19 protein-coding genes and 1 other annotated feature are annotated in these 20253 nt (G+C 36.9%); all 19 genes read left to right on the top strand.

The window, feature by feature from the left end:
• Nucleotides 1-4 precede the first annotated feature (4 nt).
• The 19 genes from ACEN4L_RS01295 (at nt 5) to ileS (ending at nt 19647) form a co-directional block, all read left to right on the top strand.
• Nucleotides 5-580, top strand: a complete 576-nt coding sequence (locus ACEN4L_RS01295) for a YceD family protein (protein ID WP_407095541.1) — start codon at nt 5-7, stop codon at nt 578-580.
• 53 nt (nt 581-633) lie between these two features.
• Nucleotides 634-813, top strand: coding sequence for a 50S ribosomal protein L32 (gene rpmF, locus ACEN4L_RS01290; RefSeq protein WP_407095540.1), 180 nt, complete (start codon nt 634-636; stop codon nt 811-813).
• Between the two features lie 164 nt (nt 814-977).
• Entirely contained in the window at nt 978-1352 is a 375-nt protein-coding gene (locus ACEN4L_RS01285) for a DUF3397 family protein (protein ID WP_407095539.1), read from the top strand.
• Between the two features lie 751 nt (nt 1353-2103).
• On the top strand, nt 2104-2535 hold the full coding sequence (mraZ, locus tag ACEN4L_RS01280) for a division/cell wall cluster transcriptional repressor MraZ (protein WP_407095537.1): 432 nt from the start codon (nt 2104-2106) through the stop codon (nt 2533-2535).
• Nucleotides 2536-2564: 29 nt separating this feature from the next.
• Nucleotides 2565-3524, top strand: coding sequence for a 16S rRNA (cytosine(1402)-N(4))-methyltransferase RsmH (gene rsmH, locus ACEN4L_RS01275; protein ID WP_407095536.1), 960 nt, complete (start codon nt 2565-2567; stop codon nt 3522-3524).
• A 33-nt stretch (nt 3525-3557) separates the two neighbouring features.
• The gene (ftsL, locus tag ACEN4L_RS01270) at nt 3558-3947 is read left to right on the top strand and encodes a cell division protein FtsL (RefSeq protein WP_407095535.1); all 390 of its coding nucleotides are present in this window, start codon (nt 3558-3560) and stop codon (nt 3945-3947) included.
• Nucleotides 3944-6103, top strand: coding sequence for a penicillin-binding transpeptidase domain-containing protein (locus tag ACEN4L_RS01265; protein WP_407095534.1), 2160 nt, complete (start codon nt 3944-3946; stop codon nt 6101-6103). Before ftsL ends, ACEN4L_RS01265 begins: the two co-directional genes overlap by 4 nt.
• A 107-nt stretch (nt 6104-6210) precedes the next feature.
• Complete coding sequence (gene mraY, locus ACEN4L_RS01260; protein WP_407095533.1) at nt 6211-7176, top strand: phospho-N-acetylmuramoyl-pentapeptide-transferase; 966 nt, start codon at nt 6211-6213, stop codon at nt 7174-7176.
• A gap of 27 nt (nt 7177-7203) precedes the next feature.
• Nucleotides 7204-8586, top strand: coding sequence for a UDP-N-acetylmuramoyl-L-alanine--D-glutamate ligase (gene murD, locus ACEN4L_RS01255; RefSeq protein WP_407095532.1), 1383 nt, complete (start codon nt 7204-7206; stop codon nt 8584-8586).
• A gap of 26 nt (nt 8587-8612) precedes the next feature.
• Nucleotides 8613-9707, top strand: a complete 1095-nt coding sequence (murG, locus tag ACEN4L_RS01250) for an undecaprenyldiphospho-muramoylpentapeptide beta-N-acetylglucosaminyltransferase (RefSeq protein ID WP_407095531.1) — start codon at nt 8613-8615, stop codon at nt 9705-9707.
• A 24-nt stretch (nt 9708-9731) separates the two neighbouring features.
• Nucleotides 9732-10655 carry a cell division protein FtsQ/DivIB gene (locus tag ACEN4L_RS01245; protein ID WP_407095530.1) on the top strand — a complete coding sequence of 308 codons (924 nt, stop codon included), beginning with the start codon at nt 9732-9734 and terminating at the stop codon, nt 10653-10655.
• Between the two features lie 165 nt (nt 10656-10820).
• Complete coding sequence (ftsA, locus tag ACEN4L_RS01240) at nt 10821-12149, top strand: cell division protein FtsA (RefSeq protein ID WP_407095529.1); 1329 nt, start codon at nt 10821-10823, stop codon at nt 12147-12149.
• 49 nt (nt 12150-12198) lie between these two features.
• Complete coding sequence (ftsZ, locus tag ACEN4L_RS01235) at nt 12199-13458, top strand: cell division protein FtsZ (RefSeq protein WP_407095528.1); 1260 nt, start codon at nt 12199-12201, stop codon at nt 13456-13458.
• Entirely contained in the window at nt 13459-14154 is a 696-nt protein-coding gene (locus ACEN4L_RS01230) for a YggS family pyridoxal phosphate-dependent enzyme (RefSeq protein WP_407095527.1), read from the top strand.
• Between the two features lie 26 nt (nt 14155-14180).
• Nucleotides 14181-14666, top strand: coding sequence for a cell division protein SepF (locus ACEN4L_RS01225; protein WP_407095525.1), 486 nt, complete (start codon nt 14181-14183; stop codon nt 14664-14666).
• A 19-nt stretch (nt 14667-14685) separates the two neighbouring features.
• The gene (locus ACEN4L_RS01220) at nt 14686-14976 is read left to right on the top strand and encodes a YggT family protein (protein WP_407095524.1); all 291 of its coding nucleotides are present in this window, start codon (nt 14686-14688) and stop codon (nt 14974-14976) included.
• 17 nt (nt 14977-14993) lie between these two features.
• Nucleotides 14994-15776 carry an RNA-binding protein gene (locus ACEN4L_RS01215; RefSeq protein WP_407095523.1) on the top strand — a complete coding sequence of 261 codons (783 nt, stop codon included), beginning with the start codon at nt 14994-14996 and terminating at the stop codon, nt 15774-15776.
• 45 nt (nt 15777-15821) lie between these two features.
• On the top strand, nt 15822-16526 hold the full coding sequence (locus ACEN4L_RS01210) for a DivIVA domain-containing protein (RefSeq protein WP_407095522.1): 705 nt from the start codon (nt 15822-15824) through the stop codon (nt 16524-16526).
• 21 nt (nt 16527-16547) lie between these two features.
• Nucleotides 16548-16766, top strand: a binding site (T-box leader).
• A 91-nt stretch (nt 16767-16857) separates the two neighbouring features.
• Nucleotides 16858-19647 carry an isoleucine--tRNA ligase gene (gene ileS, locus ACEN4L_RS01205; protein ID WP_407095521.1) on the top strand — a complete coding sequence of 930 codons (2790 nt, stop codon included), beginning with the start codon at nt 16858-16860 and terminating at the stop codon, nt 19645-19647.
• The last annotated feature ends 606 nt before the right edge of the window (nt 19648-20253 follow it).

Genomic DNA, 20253 nt, shown 5'->3' with positions numbered 1-20253 from the left:
AAAAATGAAAATGAAGTGGTCACTAAACGAATTAAAACGATATCTAAATGAGCCATTCGTCTTTTCTGACAACGTAGATTTGAAAGAATCTTTAGTAAAAAGAGAAGAAGAAATATTAGACGTTTCACCCATTCATTTAGATGGAATCTTAACTGTTAATGATGATGAATTAATTCTTCATATGAATGTTTCATTGAAATTAACACTTCCTTCTGCAAGATCACTAGAACCTGTATTATTTCCGATGGATTTTGTGATAGATGAAGTTTATATTCCAAAATCGGATTCTTATGAAAAACCTGTTGATGAAGAGAATGTTGTGATCTATTTGGAGCATGACTGGATCGACTTGTCAGAGAGTATCGAAGACACGATTTTGCTTAATCTTCCTTTACAAGTTTTTACTGAAGAAGAAGAGAAAGCTCATAATATGCCAAGCGGAAATAATTGGACGGTAATTTCAGAAGAAGATTACTATTATTCAGAAGAAAAAAAATCTGAAGAAACAATAGATCCGCGTTTTGCAGATCTGAAAGATTTTTTTAACCAAGAAGAATCCGGTAATCAAGAAGAAGACTAACTTGTTTCTAGGTTAAATAGAAAATGAAACAATTGTTTAAGGAGGTGTATAGAATGGCAGTACCAGCAAGAAGAACATCAAAAGCTAAGAAAAATAGACGTCGTACTCACTTTAAATTAGAAGTACCAGGTATGAACGCTTGCCCTAACTGTGGGGAATTGAAAAAAAGCCATCACGTATGTGCATCATGCGGTTTCTATGATGGAAAAGAGGTAGCATCTAAAGAAGCTTAATCGAATTGAATAGTCGATTCAATGGATAAATGAAAAATAACCTTGAGAATATCTCTTAAGGTTATTTTTTTTGCTATTTTGTTGTCAAATTGTTAGAGTAATTAAGTTGAAAATGTTGTACAATTTAATAGAGAAACGATCAAGAACGGACGGGGGACAAGAAAATGTGGATGGATTCTAATGTTGCAATGTACATAGTGTTGTTGTTATTGCCAATAATATTATTTGTGCTTTTCAATAAGAAAATTAACCATCACTTCATGAAGCAGCAGTTAACCGTTAAAATGGCAGACTTGTTGGTACCTTATTTAATTGTAGGAATCCATATCATCAGTTCTTTAACATTTGGGATGTCGCTTTTCCCATATTTCCTTATTTTTATATTTACTCTCGCCATTATACTATTACTGTATTTAGCCGTAAAAAAAGGGGAAATTCTGTATTATAAATTCTTCAAAAGCTGGTGGCGTTTTGTTTTCATCAGTTCAATGATTACATATTACGGATTAGCAGCCACTACTATCGTTATTTCTCTTTAAAAGAGTAATGCATCAGGGGATGAGTGTGGGAAAAGTTGCAGACTTCATAAAAGAATTTAAGCAGAGCAGTGAGATAAACTCACTGCTCTGTTTTTTTTGGGTCTTCATCTTCTAGCGTTGATAAAGAAATTTTCTCCGGCCTACGGGGTTGCTTATGGAGAGCCATGGGAACGCTTGAGCCGAAAACCGGGTCTCAAGGCTTGCGAGCGTTACCGTAGCCGTTAGAGCGTTAGCGACGTACGGATATGGTATGCGCAGCGCAGAACAAACTTAGCGTAACGGCTAAAGGCTAACGTTAAGGAATTCCCATTGCATCCTCTTTCATGACTATAAGCAACCCCATATTCCTCTAAAAATTTCTAGGAATGAGTTTTTTAAAGGTTTGGAATTAATTTTTTTTCACTTACCAACGTCAAATGATGTAGAACCGTTTTTTATCTGAAGAGCCTATTATAAAGCTATTACAGTATGGAAGAAATAGTTTAACTACTATCTATAAAGAATCTCCACTTCGTACCATTAATTGCAAAAAAAGCCTCTTTTTCTTAAATGTATAAAAAATTTCAACGGAAGTAACTAAAATGAGACAAAAGAAATCTCGTGATATATTTCTGATCTTAATGTAATGTCAGTAATGGAAGCGTTATATAAGGTTCGGAAAAAGTTGATATTTTTTTTGGATTGTGGTGGTGGAAAGTGGGGGATTGTGGTAGACTGAATTTAAATAAAAATGATAGGGGTGACAGTAAACATGCTTATCGGTGAATACCAGCATAATATCGACGCAAAAGGCCGTTTGATTATGCCCGCTAAATTTAGAGAAGATTTAGGCGAGAAATTTATTATTACTCGTGGTTTAGATGGCTGTTTATTTGGATACCCGCAAGAAGAATGGTCTGATTTAGAAGAAAAACTGAAGCAATTGCCGTTGGCTAAAAAAGATGCTCGGCAGTTTACACGTTTCTTTTATTCAGCAGCAACGGAATGTGAACTAGACAAGCAAGGAAGAATCAACATTCCTCAAAATTTACGACAATATGCAAAATTAGACAAAGAATGTCATGTCATTGGAGTTTCTGAGCGCATTGAAATTTGGAGCAATGAAAGATGGTCTGAATATGCTTTGGAAGCAGAAGAATCTTATGAAGACATCGCTGAAAAAATGATCGATTTTGGGTTTTAACTACTCGAGAAGATGAAAGGGAGATATTGATGCCTGAATTTAAACACGAAACAGTCTTACTGCATGAGACAGTAGATGGATTATCTATTTCTCCTGATGGAATTTATGTAGATTGCACACTTGGAGGAGCGGGACATAGTGAATATTTGTTGTCCCAATTAAATGAAAATGGTCACTTATATGCATTTGATCAAGATGAAACAGCTATCGCAAATGCAAAAGAAAAGCTTGCTGGATATATTGAAAAGGGAATGGTCACTTTTATCAAATCGAATTTCCGAAATATCACAGAAGAGTTGAATGAACGAAATGTTGATGCTGTAGATGGTATTTTATACGACCTAGGAGTTTCTTCTCCACAATTAGATCAAGCTGAGCGTGGATTTAGTTACCATCAAGATGCACCCTTAGATATGAGAATGGATACTGATTCACTACTGACAGCTCGTATTGTTGTCAATGAATGGCCTTATGAAAAATTAGGCAAAATCTTTTATCGTTACGGAGAAGAAAAATTTTCTAAACAAATCGCCAGAAAAATTGAAAAAGCGCGAGAGATTGCTCCTATTGAAACAACTGGAGAATTAGTAGAGTTGATTAAAGAGGGAATTCCTGCTCCAGCCAGAAGAAAAGGCGGACACCCAGCTAAAAGGACTTTCCAAGCTATACGGATTGCTGTAAATGATGAATTGTCAGCGGTAGAGGAATCGTTGGAAAAAGCTATCGATTTGTTAACTGTCAAAGGGAGAATCAGCGTGATCACGTTTCATTCTTTAGAGGACCGAATCGTCCAATCAATATACAAAGATCGTGCCAGAGGCCCTGAATTGCCTCCAGGACTGCCAGTATTACCCACTGAGTACATACCTGAACTAAAAATCATTACCCGCAAACCTATTTTGCCTAGTGAAGAAGAACTGGAACAAAATAATCGAGCGAGAAGCGCAAAATTGAGAATCGCTGAAAAACAAGTGAAAAGCAAAAAATAACCCTGTAGAATTCAGAAGAAAGGAAGTATCTTAATGGCATTAGAGAATAATTTAGCTAGAGACTTACATAGTGTGATGCCTGAACAAGCACCACAAGTATACCCTCAAAGACCGCAGCAACGACCTGCTTATACACCTGAACCTAAGAAACAAAAACTTTCAAAAGTTGAAAAACTTCTTATTACAGTAGCGAGTATAATCATTTTTTCTTTGGGTGTGGCCTGTGTTTCACTAGAAATTATGGTGGCAACCTCGAACCGAGAAGTTCAAGATACTAATCGAGAAATCGAAGAAATCGCTATTGTGAATACTAATCTAGAACAAGAAGTTCAAGAATTGTCTCGTTACGATCGGGTATATGAAATTGCTAGAGCACATGGATTAGAAATGAATGAAGAAAATGTAAGGAATGTCTCGAAATGAAAAAAAGAAATCCTTTAAAAAATAGAAAGCTGATCTCTATTCTCTTATTTTTTGCCTGTATAGTGATCTACGCTATATTTGCTGGCCGTTTTTCTTATATTATGGTTAAAGGGGAAGTCAACGGGGAAAACTTAGAGACGAATGTGAATAATTTATATACAAGAAGTAGTGTCCTTGAAGCTAACCGTGGTACCATCTATGACGTAGGAGGGAATCCGGTTGCAATGGATGCTACTTCTTATTCATTGTATGCAGTGTTAACCGATGAATGGTCAAACAACAAAAAAAATCCTCAATATGTAGTCGACAAAGAAAAAACTGCAGAAACATTGTCGCAATACATATCAATGAGTGAAGAAGAAATTTTGCAAAAATTGAATCAGGACCTAAGTCAGGTTGAATTTGGAACAGCAGGTAAAAACCTCACTTATGATATTAAAAGTGATATTGAAGCCGCTGACCTTCCAGGGATCTTTTTTACAGAAACGCCTACTCGTCTATACCCTAATGGAGTATTCTCCTCACATTTAGTTGGTGTGGCACAATTGCCTACTGCAGAGGATGGAGAAGCGGAAACTGGAAAAGAAATGGTCGGTCTTATGGGAGTCGAGCAGACCTACAATGATTTATTGACCGGAACAGATGGCAAGTTGAAGTATCAAAAAGACAGTTTTGGATATGCTTTGCCGAATGAAGAAGCAGAAGTGATCGATCCTGTAGATGGGGTAGACATTTATTTGACATTGGATAAACGAATGCAAGTTTTACTGGAAAGTGTGATGACAGAGGTAGATGATAAATACAATCCAGTGGCAATGACGGCTACTTTGATGAATCCGAAAACAGGTAAAATCATTGCAACTTCTCAGCGTCCCTCTTTTAATGGAACGACTAAAGAAGGAATCGATGAACTATGGATGAATTTGCTGGCTGAGTATACTTATGAGCCAGGATCTACCTTAAAGACATTGACTCTTGCAGCAGCAATAAACGAAGGAGTCTTTAACCCAAATGCTTATTTTGAATCGGGTTCCATTGAAGTGTCTGGAATACCTATACGAGATGTTAACCGCAATGGATGGGGAACAATCACTTATTTGGAAGGCTTAGCACGTTCTAGTAACGTAGCATTTGTAAAACTTGCTCAACAAATGGGTGCTGAAACATGGAAAGAATACATGGATGCATTTGGAATAGGCAAATCGACTGAATCCGGACTATACAATGAAAATGCAGGTTCAAACAAATACAAACGAGCCATTGATCAAGCTAATACGGCATTTGGACAAGGACTCACAGTAACGGTTTTACAAATGTTGCAAGCATTTAGTGCCATCGCGAATGATGGGCAAATGATGAAACCACAATTCATTGATAAATACGTGGACCCAAACACAGGAGCAGAAACTATTGTAGAGCCGGAAGTAGTAGGCACTCCTGTTTCAAAAGAAACGGCTGATCAAACGTTGGAATATTTAAAAGAAGTTGTATACAACGAAAATGGAACAGGTCAAAAGTATGCGATTGATGGATATGAGATTGCAGCTAAAACCGGAACTGCACAAATTTACAATGCAGAAACAGGAAAATACTATAGTGGAGGCAAAAATTTTCTTTATTCAGTAGTGGGAATGGCTCCGGCAGATGATCCGGAATTAGTCATGTACATTACTATGGAACGCCCGACTGTTAATGACCCAACTGTAACAACTACAGATATTATGGCTTCGATATTTAAACCTGTAATGAAAAGAGGTTTGGAATACCTGCATTTAGACGACGAAGCTCAAAATGGATTAGAGAATCAAATTGTCATGCCAAAAGTCACTAGTGAAGCCAAAAGCGACGTGTTAACAAAATTAGAAGAAATGCAATTAAACGTGACCGTAGTGGGAAATGGTGATACAATAGTACAGCAATTGCCTTTGGCGGATGAGACCGTTATTGAAGACCAGCGCATTATTCTGTTAACCAATGGAGCGATGACTATGCCAGATATGACAGGATGGTCAAAAAATGACGTATTAAAAGTTTCTGAAATCACAGGGATAGAGTTTACTTTTAGTGGAGATGGTTATGTCACTCAGCAAAGTTTAGAACCGAATACCTTGTTGACTGAGGAAAGTCAAATTGAAATTGTACTAGAATCTCCATAAAAAAACACGTTTTTTAAGTCAGAAGGAGAACAAGAGAATGATCTTGGGCTTTGTCCAAAGAGATGGACAGGCAATCTGATGAAAAGCAAAATTAGGAGCGAATCATTATGCAATGGGAAGAAATGCTACTTGCAACAGTTAGTAGTTTTGCAATCACACTTATCTTGATGCCGTTTGTTATCGGGTATTTCAGAGTCAAACAACTAGGACAAACTACTAGAGAAGAAGGACCGACTTGGCATGAAGTAAAAACGGGAACACCGACAATGGGCGGAGTCGTTTTTATCATCTCAGGAATCGTAACTATGATCTGGAGTGGTCTTTGGCAAAATGTTTTTACAGTTAGTTTAGGTTTATTGATGTTTATTCTTGTCTTATATGGAGTTCTAGGTTTCTTGGATGATTACATTAAATTGATCAAAAAGAGAAACCTTGGTTTAACATCATTACAAAAATTGATTGGTCAAGTAGCAGGAGGGCTGTTATTTTATATTGTTTACCGTATACAGGGATTTCCGAGTGACTTAACCCTTCCTGGTTTAGGCGGTGTTAATTTAGGCTGGTTCTATGGCTTACTTATTATCTTTTGGCTAGTCGGTTTTTCAAATGCCGTTAATTTAACAGATGGTTTGGATGGATTGGCAACAGGAACCAGTATTGTAGCTTATGGAACTTACGCTATTACTGCCTTCCATCAACAACAAACAGATGTCTTGATTTTTTGTTTAGCCGTTATTGGTGGATTAATCGGATTTTTACTGTTTAATAAAAAACCGGCCAAAATATTTATGGGAGATGTTGGTTCATTAGCTTTAGGAGGTGGGCTTGCCGCTGTCTCTATTTTGTTGAAGCAAGAATGGACACTTCTTTTAGTAGGATTGATTTTTATTATGGAAACTACTTCGGTAATTCTGCAAGTGGGATCTGTAAAAATTAGAAACAAACGAATCTTTAAAATGGCACCTATCCATCATCACTTTGAAATGAGTGGGTGGAGTGAATGGAAAATTGTGCTGACTTTTTGGTCAGTTGGATTAGTGATGGCACTGCTTACTCTATGGATTGTACTTTAACATTGAAAGAGAACTGGGGGATTTCGCGTGAAAGATGTAACGACGTATCAAAATAAAAAAGTATTGGTTTTAGGACTGGCTTTGAGTGGAGTAAATGCAGCTAAGCTGCTGCATAAACTTGGAGCATTAGTGACTGTGAACGATTATAAAAGTTTTGAAGAAAATCCAGAAGCACAAGAATTGTTGGAGGATGGAATTCGTGTCGTTACTGGCGGACATCCTGTTGAATTGTTGGACGAAGACTTTGAATTTGTTGTGAAAAATCCAGGGATTATGTACAATAACCCAATTGTGGCTAAAGCAATCGAAAAAGGCATTCCTGTCTTAACGGAAGTCCAATTGGCTTATGAAGTTGCAGAAAGTCCTATTATTGGGATCACAGGAACAAATGGTAAAACCACTACAACAACAATGATCACAGATTTGCTGAATGGCAAACGTACACATGGAAAAGCTTTTGCAGCAGGAAATATTGGAACTCCAGCAAGTCAAGTTGCGCAAAATGTAACAGATAAAGATACTGTTGTAATGGAATTGTCTAGTTTCCAACTGATGGGTATCACTACTTTTAGACCTCATATAGCAGTAATCACTAATATCCATTCTGCTCATATTGACTATCATGGAACAAGAGATGAATATGTAGCAGCTAAAATGCGAATCACAGAAAATCAAACGGCTGAAGATTATTTAATCGTCAACTGGGATCAACCTGAACTACGGGAATTGGCAAAAGTGAGTAAAGCTACAATCATTCCATTTTCTAGACTAGGCAAGGTTGAAAAGGGTGTCTATATTGATGGAGATTCCATTTATTACTTAAACGAAGTCATCATGGATAAAAAAGGTATTTTAGTTCCAGGTGAGCATAATTTGGAAAATGCCATGGCAGCTATTGCAGTTGCTAAATTAATGGGACAGGACAATGAAGTTATCCAACAAGTGTTGGCCAATTTTGCTGGAGTGAAGCACCGTACTCAGTTTGTAACGGAATTTAAAGAAAGAAAATTTTATAATGACTCTAAAGCTACCAATTCTTTAGCTACGATCAATGCATTGAACGGTTTTAAACTACCGGTTATTCTGTTGGCTGGCGGATTAGATAGAGGGAATGATTTTGATGACTTGATTCCTCAACTGAAGGGTATAAAAGGATTGATCGTCTTCGGAGAAACGGCTGGCAAAATAACTGAAGCTGGTGAGGCAGCTGGGGTACCAACGATTTTGTCTGTACAAAATGTCGAAGCAGCAGTTCCTGCTGCCTACGATATTAGTGAAGCTGGAGATGTTATTCTATTGTCACCTGCTTGTGCAAGTTGGGATCAATACCGCAGCTTTGAAGTACGAGGAGATGCCTTTATTCACTCTATAGAACAATTAATTGCAAACGTAGAAGAAGAGGAGGAATAGACCTTTTTAGTGGTCTTACATTTATAATGAAAGTATTGTTATCAGGTGGAGGTACAGGTGGGCATATTTATCCTGCCTTAGCTTTAATGAGACGTTTAAAAGCGATTGATCCGACAACCGAATTCCTCTATGTAGGAACTGAAAGAGGATTAGAAAGTAAAATCGTTCCAAAAACAGGGATTCCTTTTAAGGCGGTAAAAGTAGAAGGTTTCAAACGATCATTGTCGTTAAAAAATTTAAAAACGATTCAATTATTTTTACAAGGTATTTTTAAAGCTCGAAAAATCGTGAAAGAGTTTGCTCCTGATGTGGTTATTGGTACAGGGGGATATGTCTGCGGTCCAGTAGTGTATGCTGCAGCCAAATTAGGCATTCCAACTATTGTACATGAACAAAACAGTATTGCTGGGGTAACGAATAAGTTTCTGGCTCGTTATGTGGATAAAATCGCTACATGTTTTGAGGAAGCCGAAGCTGAATTCAGCAAATACCCTTCCAAAGTAGTTTATACTGGCAACCCAAGAGCTCAAGAAGTCGCTGGAATCTTGCCCTCAGATGCGCTAGGCGAATATCATTTAAAACCTGCTGTACCTACTGTACTGATTTTTGGAGGAAGTCGTGGCGCAAAAGCGATCAATACAGCGTTTGTAGAATCCTTACCTGAACTAGCTAAAAGAGACTATCAAGTTCTATTTGCTACAGGAGAGGTTCACTATGAGGCTTTCACTAAACTCATTGGCCGAACAAGCGAAAACGTTTCGGTAGTGCCTTATATCCACAATATGCCGGAAATATTCGCGAATGTTTCTGTAGTTGTCTCCAGAAGCGGGGCAACCACATTAGCAGAACTGACAGCACTAGGATTGCCTAGTATTTTGATTCCAAGTCCTATTGTGACCAATGATCATCAAACAAGTAATGCGAAAAGTTTAGTCAAACATGATGCAGCTAAAATGATTACAGAAAAAGAATTGACTGCAGCATTCTTACTTGAAACCATTGATGAAATGATGGACCATCCGGAAAAAAGAAAAGAAATGGCGTCACAAGCTAAAAAAATCGGTGTCCCAGATGCAGCGGATCGACTGATTGAAGTGATCAACGAAATCACTTCGCATTAACCTTGTTAAGGAGGATGATATGTCATGGGTAAATTCCACATGAATCAAAAAAATAAAGATCAAAACAACCATGCACGTGAGTCCTCTTCAAGCAAGGGACTAAAAACGATAAAAGAAACTCAGACATTGGAACAACATTTGCCTAAGTTAAAAAAGCAGCGGCAAAAAAAGATGTATAGTCGTTTGATTCCGCTTCTTTTACTGTTTTTATGTGCAATTTTGATCGTTATTTACTTCGTTTCTCCGCTAAGTAAAATAGGAACTTTATCAGTTGATGGAAATAATGATGTCACAGATCAAAAAGTGATTAATTCCAGTCAATTGACTTCTGGATTACCCTTGTGGGATTCTTTATGGAATGATGAGGTCTTTGAAAAAGCTATTTTGGATGAGCTTCCACAAGTAAAAACAGTCGCATTAAATCTAGAAGGTTGGAATGATGTTTTAATCGAAATTGATGAGTACAAAATTATTGCTTATTCGCATAAGGATAACGAGTATTTTCCCATTTTAGAAAATGGAAAAATTGTAGATGAAAGCAGAAAAGTTTCAATGGGCAACAATCCAATTTTTAAAAATTTTTCTGAAGGGAAACCTTTAAACCATTTGATTGAACAATACAACTCCTTGAATACTTCCGTACAAAACGGCATTTCTGAAATTGAACATACTCCAAGCGACACTGATCAGTATCTGGTGACAGTTTACATGAATGATGGAAATCAAGTAGTGGCAACTTTGCCTACTTTTGCTGAAAAGATGAATTACTATCCTGATATGGTTCAAAAAATCGGCAACCAAAAAGGAGTCATCAATTTAGAAGTCGGGGGATATTTTGTACCATTTGAAAAAGAGGTTGATGACTCTTCAGAGGAGTCTGGAGAAGCTGGAAATACTCAAGAAGAGCCTGTGACAGAATCAGAAAATAATGACGAAATAGTGGAATAATGAAATTCAGTATTTCCAAGCAAACCAAACTGATGTATTTAATAAAAATAATCTGTAATCTACAGGAAAATCTTCAAAAAATGGTCACAAGTATGGTAGAATTGTATTTATATAAGTCAAGAACAAATAATTAAATTGAAATTAAAAGCTAGGAGGTTTCAATCTATGAGAAATTCTGAGATGTATGTTAGTTTAGATATTGGAACCACTTCAATAAAAGTTGTTGTAGCTGAATATGTTAATGGACAAATGAATATTATTGGAGTAGGAAATGAAAAATCTGAAGGATTAAGCAGAGGTATCATAGTTGATATCGATAAAACGGTAGAATCGATCAAGAAAGCGATTAAACAAGCCGAAAAAAAAGCAAATGTTGATATTTATAACGTTATCGTTGGAACTCAAAGTACATCTACAGAAATTGAGACATGCCATGGAATGATTGCAGTTTCAGGTGAAAATCGTGAAATTACGGATGAAGATGTACGCAATACTATTGGGGCTGCTATGGTAAAATCCGTTCCTCCAGAACGTGAAATTTTAGCTATTATCCCTGAAGAGTTTATTGTGGACGGTTTTGACGGTATTAAAGATCCTCGTGGAATGATAGGGGTTCGCTTGGAAATGCATGCCACAATGATCACAGGACCAAAAACCATTGTACATAACATTAAACGTTGTGTTGAAAAAGCGGGATTGCAAATTGAAAATATTGTATTACAGCCTTTAGCTGCTAGTACAGTTAGTATGTCTAGTGGTGAAAGAGACTTTGGGACTATTTTGATTGATATGGGGGGCGGCCAAACTGCTGCTTCTGTTATCCATGATAATCAATTGAAATTTGCATTTGTAGATCCTGAGGGTGGAGAATATGTTACAAAAGATATTTCGATTGTACTAAATACTACATTAGAGAATGCAGAAAAAATAAAGCGTGATTTTGGATATGCAACTTCTCTTGAAGCTTCAGCAGAAGAATCCTTCCCAGTAGAAGTTGTTGGAAAAACAGATCCAGTGAAAATAACTGAATTGTATTTATCTGAAATCATTGAAGCTCGTGTAGTACAAATTTTTGAGACCATCAAAACAGAATTGGATTCTGTAAGAGCCAGAGAACTACCGGGCGGAATTGTGTTAACTGGTGGTGCAGCATCTATACCAGGTATGGTAGAATTAGCTAAAGAGATATTTGAAGTAAATGTTAAGCTGTACATCCCTGATCATATGGGGATGCGTTATCCATCCTTTACAACAAGTATTGGTTTAATAGAGTATCAAGCTAAGTTAAACGATATTCAAAGAATTGCGAATCAAACAGCAACAGGATTCAATATTGAGACGGATTCTGCACCTCGCCAATCGGTTGTTGAAATACAGCGTGAGGATGCAGCGAATGAATACTCAATCAAGCAAAAACCCGTTAAAAAACCTAAGAATGAAGAAGATAGTTTTGTATTCAAAATGAAAAAAATGTTCAATAACTTTTTCGATTAAACGGTAAAGAGACTAAAAAGAAATCAACTAGATAGTAGGGGGAAATAAGATGGACTTAGAATTCGACACAGCACCAGTTAGTGGAGCTGTTATTAAAGTAATTGGTGTAGGTGGAGCGGGAAACAACGCAGTAAACCGCATGATTAGCGATAACGTAAAAGGTGTAGAGTTTATTGTAGCCAATACAGACTTGCAAGCCTTAGCAAATTCAAATGCTGAAACTAAAATTCAACTTGGACCAAAATTGACTCGTGGACTAGGTGCAGGAGCAAATCCTGATATTGGACATAAAGCTGCTGAAGAAAGTGAAGAACAAATTGCTGAATCCTTAAAAGGAGCAGACATGATTTTTGTTACTGCGGGAATGGGTGGAGGTACCGGAACTGGTGCAGCTCCTATTGTGGCTCGTATAGCTAAAGAACAAGGCGCTTTGACGGTTGGTGTGATCACTCGCCCATTTTCATTTGAAGGACCAAAACGTGGCCGTTTTGCTGCTGAAGGTTTAGCTCAAATGAAAGAATACGTAGATACATTAGTGACAATCTCAAATAATCGTCTGCTGGAAATTGTAGACAAAAAAACGCCTATGCTGGAAGCATTCCGTGAAGCGGACAACGTTTTACGCCAAGGTGTACAAGGTATTTCTGATTTGATTACTTCACCTGGTTACGTAAACTTGGATTTTGCCGACGTTAAAACAGTTATGGAAAATCAAGGTTCTGCATTAATGGGAATTGGTACAGCAAGTGGAGAAAACCGTACTGTTGAAGCCACTAAAAAAGCGATCTCTTCTCCTTTACTAGAAGTGTCTATTGACGGAGCAGAATCTGTCTTGTTAAACATTACTGGCGGTTCAGACTTAACATTATTTGAAGCACAAGATGCTTCTGATATTGTATCCTCTGCTTCAACAACTGAAGTAAACATCATCTTTGGTACTTCTATCAATGAAGAATTAGGGGATGAAGTTATCGTAACGGTTATTGCTACTGGGATCGATACTACAGAAGCTGATAAACGAGTAGCTCAAAACAGCCGAGTTCGTACTAAGCCTGCTTCAAACCGCGGCCAGCAAGCTCCAGAAAGTACTTCGGACAATCAACAAAATGATCCATTTGCTGATTGGGATATTCGTCGCGAGCCTAATACACGCAACCGTAATGTACAAAGTTCGGATACGACTATTTTTGATGATCAAGAAAAAACTGAATTTGAACCTTCAAACCGAGACCATGCAACAGAAGAGAAAAAAGAAACGCCTCAAGATAGTTTAGATACTCCTCCATTCTTTAGAAGAAGACGGAAGTAAATGAACCATATAGAACAAAATGTTCACGATATAGAAGATCAACTGAAAAAATCACTGGATATTTCAAACCGTGATAGAGTTGATCTTCGTGTTGTAGTTGTGACAAAATATGTGTCTATTGAGGAGGCAGAAAAAGTTGTATCGCTCGGTTACACACATCTGGGAGAAAACAGACCAGAAGGATTGATTCAAAAGCAAGAAGTTCTACAGCAAAAGGAAATTGTCTGGCATTACATTGGATCTCTTCAAACAAGAAAAGTAAAACAGATCATTAATCGGATTGACTATTTGCATTCGCTGGATCGAATGTCTTTAGCTGAAGAGATTGAGAAAAGAGCTGAAAAGCCTGTCTCTTGCTTTTTACAAGTAAATGTTTCAGGTGAAGAATCTAAAAGTGGTTTTTCATCTGATGAAGTAATAGAGACGATTGAGGCACTATCCAAGTTTGAAAAAATACGGATCGTCGGCTTAATGACCATGGCACCCAAATTGGCTGAAGAACAAGTGATTCGAAAAACCTTTAGTGATTTAAAAAAATTGCGAGAAAAAATCGTATCACTTGATTTAGAGTATGCTCCATGTGCAGAATTAAGTATGGGAATGAGTCAAGATTATCCCATTGCTATAGAAGAAGGAGCCACTTTTGTTCGTATTGGATCGGCTTTTTTTAACGAAATAGAAGCTGATAAAACCTAATTTTTTTTAACTGAGGAGGGTTTGAAATGGGAATGATAAACCGATTGAATAGTTTTTTTGGTTTAGATGATGAAGAGGAATCCTTTTACATGGAAGAAATGGAACAAGAAACCAAAGTAAAAAATACGAAACAACAACCTCAAGTATCCAATAGACAAGGAAGTTCAGTTGCCATGAATGTACGCAAAGATACGAAAAAACCAAGCAATGTAGTTTCTATCAATCAACCTCAACAGCAAGGGAAAATTATTGTTGTTGAGCCAAGAGTTTATTCGGAAGTAAAAGAAATTGCTGATCTGTTACTAGCTAATCAAGCTGTGATTTTAAATTTCAATCGAATTGAAAAAAATGAAGCTAAAAAAATTGTAGACTTTTTAATGGGAACTATTTATGCCATTGAAGGAGACATGCAGCGAGTAGGAAATGAAATTTTTCTTTGCACACCTAAAAATGTAGAAATTGATGGTGTCTTAGACCAATCAAACAGCTTCGATGATCTTGAGATCTATTAATAGAGAGGAATTTTAAGCAGTGTTAAATTTATTAGGTACGCTACATCAAGTTTTATCAGCAGCATTAGAAATTTATTCTGTGTTATTGATCATTTATATACTATTGTCATGGTTTCCAAATGCCTATCAATCAAAGTTGGGCCAAATATTGGCTCAGGTCTGTGAACCGTATCTTGATATATTTAGACGATTCATTCCACCAATCGGAATGATCAGTATATCAGGTATTGTAGCTTTACTTGCGCTGAACTTGGTAAGTAGGGGCTTGGACAGTATTTTTATATTCATTTATCGATTAATTCTTTTTTAAGCAAGGAGTAGGTCGCAGTGATTGAAAATGTCTATCAGCATTTTAGAAAAGAAGAAATACCGTTTATTGATTCTGTAGCAGAATGGGTCAGAGAAGTAGAGGATCAATACACACCCGTATTGACAAACTTTTTAGATCCTAGACAATATTACATTTTAGAATCGATCATCGGTAAAAATATGGATATCAAACTGTATTCTTTCGGAGGATATGAAGCCTCTGAAAGAAACCGTGCTTTTATTTGCCCTGCTTATTTTGAACCAAGACAAGAAGACTTTAACGTTAAACTGTATGAAGTAAATTACCCTACTAAATTCGCTACCATGTCTCATGGGAAAATTTTAGGAACTTTACTTTCCAGTGGAATCAAAAGAGAATTTTTCGGAGATATTATTTCTGATGGAGAAAGATGGCAATTTTTTATTGATGACTCCATCAAAAATTACGTTATCTCTCAAATCGATAAAATAGGGCGCGTCTCTGTTCGATTAGAAGAACGCAATTACACAGAACTGATTGTTCCTAAAGACAGTTGGACTATTGTACACGATACAGTCTCGTCTATGCGGATCGACACACTGATTTCGAGTGTCTTCAAGATTTCTAGACAACGAGCAAAACAAATGATAGAATCAGGGCATATTAAAGTAAATTGGACTGAGATGAAACGACCAGATTTCGTATTGGATCTATTGGATATTGTTTCTATACGCGGATTTGGACGCTTTCAGATACAAGAGATCGAAGGAAAAAGCAAGAAAGACAAGTGGAAGCTTGTGTTAGGTGTTTTATTCAAATAGGCAATGATTACTTATCAACTAATTTTACTTTTGGAGGTGTCAATAATGGGACTAACACCATTAGATATACATAATAAAGAATTTCCGACAAAAATGCGCGGCTACGATCAAGACGAAGTAAACGACTTTTTGGATCAAATCATCAGAGATTATGAAACAGTTTTAAAAGACAAAAAAGAATTGGAAAAGAAATTAAAATTTTCTGAAGAAAAAGTGGAGCATTACAACAATATTCAAGATTCATTAAACAAATCAATTCTTGTGGCGCAAGAAGCCGCAGACCGATTAAAAGTAAATTCGGATAAAGAAGCTGCTATTATTCTACAAGAAGCTGAAAATAATGCAGATCGTTTATTGAATGATTCAGTTGAAAAAGCAAGAAAAATTACGGCTGAAACGGAAGAATTAAAAAAACAAAGTCGTGTCTTTAAACAACGTTTGCAGTTGATGATTGAGTCACAATTGGAAATGGTGAAAAATAACGAGTGGGATGAATTACTGAAAAGTGATTTAGAAGAAGTCATTGAAATTCCTACTGTAAAAGAATTTTTGCAAAAAACTGAAACTGAAGAAAAACAGTTGCCAGTAGATGTTGAAAAAGCTATAATAACAGATGATGATTCTTCAGAAGAAGAAACAGCAGACGTTGAATCAGCAGATTCAGAAAATGTTTCTCAGGCTGCATCAGATGAAGCAGAGAAAAAAGAGTATGAAGAGGGCAATATGCCAGCAGTAGAATTACCTTTATAAAACAAGGCGTTATTAAAATAGTTTAGAACAATGATTGGAACAGAAAGCAGCAATATACTTTACAGCGAGTTAGAGAACAGTGTGAGTCTAACAAGTCCCTATTGTTGTAAGATCCTCCATGAGTATTAATTTGAACTTTAAGTAAAATTAATCGTTTGATTGGCGTTAACAATTATTAGAGGAGAAAAGAACACTCTTTTCTTGAACTATGGGTGGTACCACGAAGATTTCGTCCCTTTTGGGAAGAGGTCTTTTTTTGTGCTTTTTTAGGTTCTATGGAAGAATCATTCAAAACCAATAAGAATACAATAATAGAGAGGATTTCATGATAATGAAAATGAAAGAGACATTGAATTTAGGTCAAACTAAGTTCAAAATGCGCGGAAATTTACCGGTTCGTGAAGTAGAATGGCAACAAGAATGGAAAGATGCAGAGGTTTATGAAAAACTACAAGAAAAAAACGCTGGAAAACCAACGTTTATTTTACATGATGGGCCTCCATATGCAAACGGAAATATCCACATGGGACATGCATTAAACAAAATTACCAAAGATATCATCATCCGGTCTAAAAGCATGAGTGGCTTTCGTTCACCCTATGTTCCTGGTTGGGATACTCACGGATTACCAATTGAACAAGCTGTTACCAATAGTGGTGTAAAACGTAAAGAAATGTCAGAAGCCGCATTCCGTAAAATTTGTGAAGAATATGCGTGGAAACAAATCAACCAACAAAGAGAAGACTTTAAACGTCTAGGAGTGGCTGGAGATTGGGAAAATCCATATGTTACGTTACTTCCTGAATACGAAGAAGAACAAATTCGTGTATTCGGTAAAATGGCTGAAAAAGGTTATATTTATAAAGGATTAAAACCAATCTATTGGTCACCTTCCAGTGAATCCTCATTGGCTGAAGCTGAAATCGAGTACCAAGATGTAAAATCACCAAGTATTTATGTTGCTTTTAAAGTGGTAGACGGAAAAGGTCTATTAGATGAAGATACTTCTTTTGTTATTTGGACGACTACACCGTGGACGATTCCATCTAACTTAGCTATTACCGTGAATGCGGACTACGTTTACGCAGTGGTAAAGGCGGATGGTAAAAGATACGTTGTAGCAAAAGACTTGTTAAAAGATGTTTCTGCTGCAATCGGCTGGGAAAATGTAGAAATCTTATCTGAAATCAAAGGTAAAGATTTAGAATACATGACCGCTCAACACCCACTGTATGACCGTACTTCTTTACTCATTTTAGGCGATCACGTTACTTTAGAAGCGGGTACAGGATTAGTTCATACTGCTCCAGGACACGGGGAAGATGACTACATCGTGGGTCAAAAATACAAATTAGGTGTTCTTTCTCCAATCGATGATAAAGGATGTTTCACTGATGAAGCTCCTGGTTTGGAAGGCATTTTCTACGATGATGCCAATAAAAAAATTGCGGAATGGTTAGATGAAAAGGAAAGTTTGTTGAAATTAGACTTCTTTACTCACAGCTACCCACATGACTGGAGAACGAAAAAACCGGTTATTTTCAGAGCAACTCCACAATGGTTCGCGTCAATTGACAAATTCCGTGCTCAAATTTTAGAGGCCATTGAGAATGATGTCACTTGGTTGCATCCATCTGGAAAAACACGCATCTACAATATGGTTCGCGATCGTGGAGATTGGGTTATCTCACGTCAACGGGTGTGGGGAGTACCATTGCCGATTTTCTACGGTGAAAATGGAGAACCGATTATCACTCCTGAAACTATCGATCATGTAGCTGGTTTAGTTGGCGAATTTGGATCTAATGTTTGGTTTGAGCGTGAGGCAAAAGACTTATTGCCTGAAGGATTTACACATCCTAGCAGTCCAAACAATGAATTTACAAAAGAAAAAGACATCATGGATGTTTGGTTTGATTCCGGATCATCGCATGCAGCTGTATTAAAAGCTCGTCCAGAATTATCCTTCCCAGCTGATATGTATTTAGAAGGATCAGACCAATACCGCGGTTGGTTTAACTCAAGTTTAACAACGTCTATAGCGGTTAACGAAGAAGCTCCATACAAGAATGTTCTTTCTCAAGGATTTGTAATGGATGGAGTAGGCCGTAAAATGAGCAAATCACTTGGAAATGTTATTGTTCCAAATAAAGTGATCAAACAAATGGGTGCAGATATTATTCGTCTATGGGTATCTAGTGTAGACTATGAATATGATGTAAGGGTATCGGACGATATCTTAAAACAAGTATCAGAAGGGTACCGTAAAATCCGTAACACTATGCGTTTCTTATTGGCCAACACATCTGACTTTAATCCAACCGAAGATGCAGTAGCTTATGAAGACTTAAATGCATTAGATCAATATATGTTGATTCGTTTCAACCAAGTGGTAGGAAAAATCAGAAAATCTTATGCAGAATATGATTTCAAAGGAATTTATCAAACAGTGATGAATTTCTGTACAGTGGATTTGTCACAATTCTATTTAGACATTGCTAAAGATGTCGTGTACATTGATTTAGAAAATGGCCATGACCGTCGTGCTATGCAAACAGTATTTTATGACATTGCTGCTAAATTAACAGCTTTATTGACACCTATTCTTCCACACACAAGTGAAGAAATCTGGAAGTACTTGAAAGAAGAAGAAGAGTTTGTTCAATTGGCAGAGTTGCCTGAAGTAGAAACATTCGAGAATCAAGACGCTGTTTTAAGTGACTGGAAAGCATTTATGGCTGTTCGTGATGATGTATTGAAAGCTTTAGAAGAAGCGCGTAATGAAAAAGTGATTGGGAAATCATTTGAAGCAAAAGTTACGCTTTACCCAACAAAAGAAGTAAAAGAATTGTTGACCAACTTATCTGCGAACATCGGTCAGTTATTGATTATTTCTGAATTAGAAATAGCAGATAGTTATGAAGCTGCACCTGAGTCAGCTCGTAAATTTGCAGATGTAGCTGTTACGATCGAACATGCACATGGTGAAACGTGTGAAAGATGTCGTATCATCAGCGAAGAAGTAGGATCATTTGAAGATGCTCCAACACTTTGTGCTCGTTGTTACCATATTGTAAAAGAACATTATCCTGAAGCTTTAGCAGCTGAGGAAGAAGACTAATAAGCAAATCCTTTCATACAGAATCGTCATCTTCTAGCGTTGGTAAGAAAATTTTTTCCGGCCTGGGGGGTTGCTTATGGAACGCCATGGGACCGCCCTTGAGTCGAAAAGCGCGTCTCAAGGCTTACAAGCGTACACTTGGGCGTACGCCCACAGTGTTTCCTTTTTTTACATCCTTTTCATGGCTATAAGCAACCTCATATACTTCCAAAAATTTCTAAGAATGTGTTTTTAAAAGGTTTAGTATTTAAAAGGAAACTATTTTTATTTACCAACGTCAACTGTTGTAAAATCAAGAATAAAAACAAAAACTCTTATGAGACAGAATCTTCTGTCTCATAAGAGTTTTTTTCTATTTATTATTGAGCAGATTCTCTTAACACGTCAGCTCTTTATCTTCTAACGTTGATAAAGAAACCTATGGTGTTGCTTATGGAAACGCCTTGAACCAAAACATGTGTCAAGACTAACAAGTGATTTTCGTAGCCGTTAGAGGGGATATGGGATATGGGTATGTGTAGGATAGAACAAACTAAGCCCATAGTATTTCCTATTTTGCATCCTTTTTCATAGCTATAAGCAGCCACATATTCCTCTGGAAATTTC

The sequence above is a fragment of the Desemzia sp. FAM 23988 genome (genome assembly GCF_045528365.1).
Classification (GTDB): Bacteria; Bacillota; Bacilli; order Lactobacillales; family Carnobacteriaceae; genus Desemzia.
The sequence above is the reverse complement of the archived record's forward strand: the minus strand, read 5'-3'. Positions and strand labels throughout refer to the sequence as shown.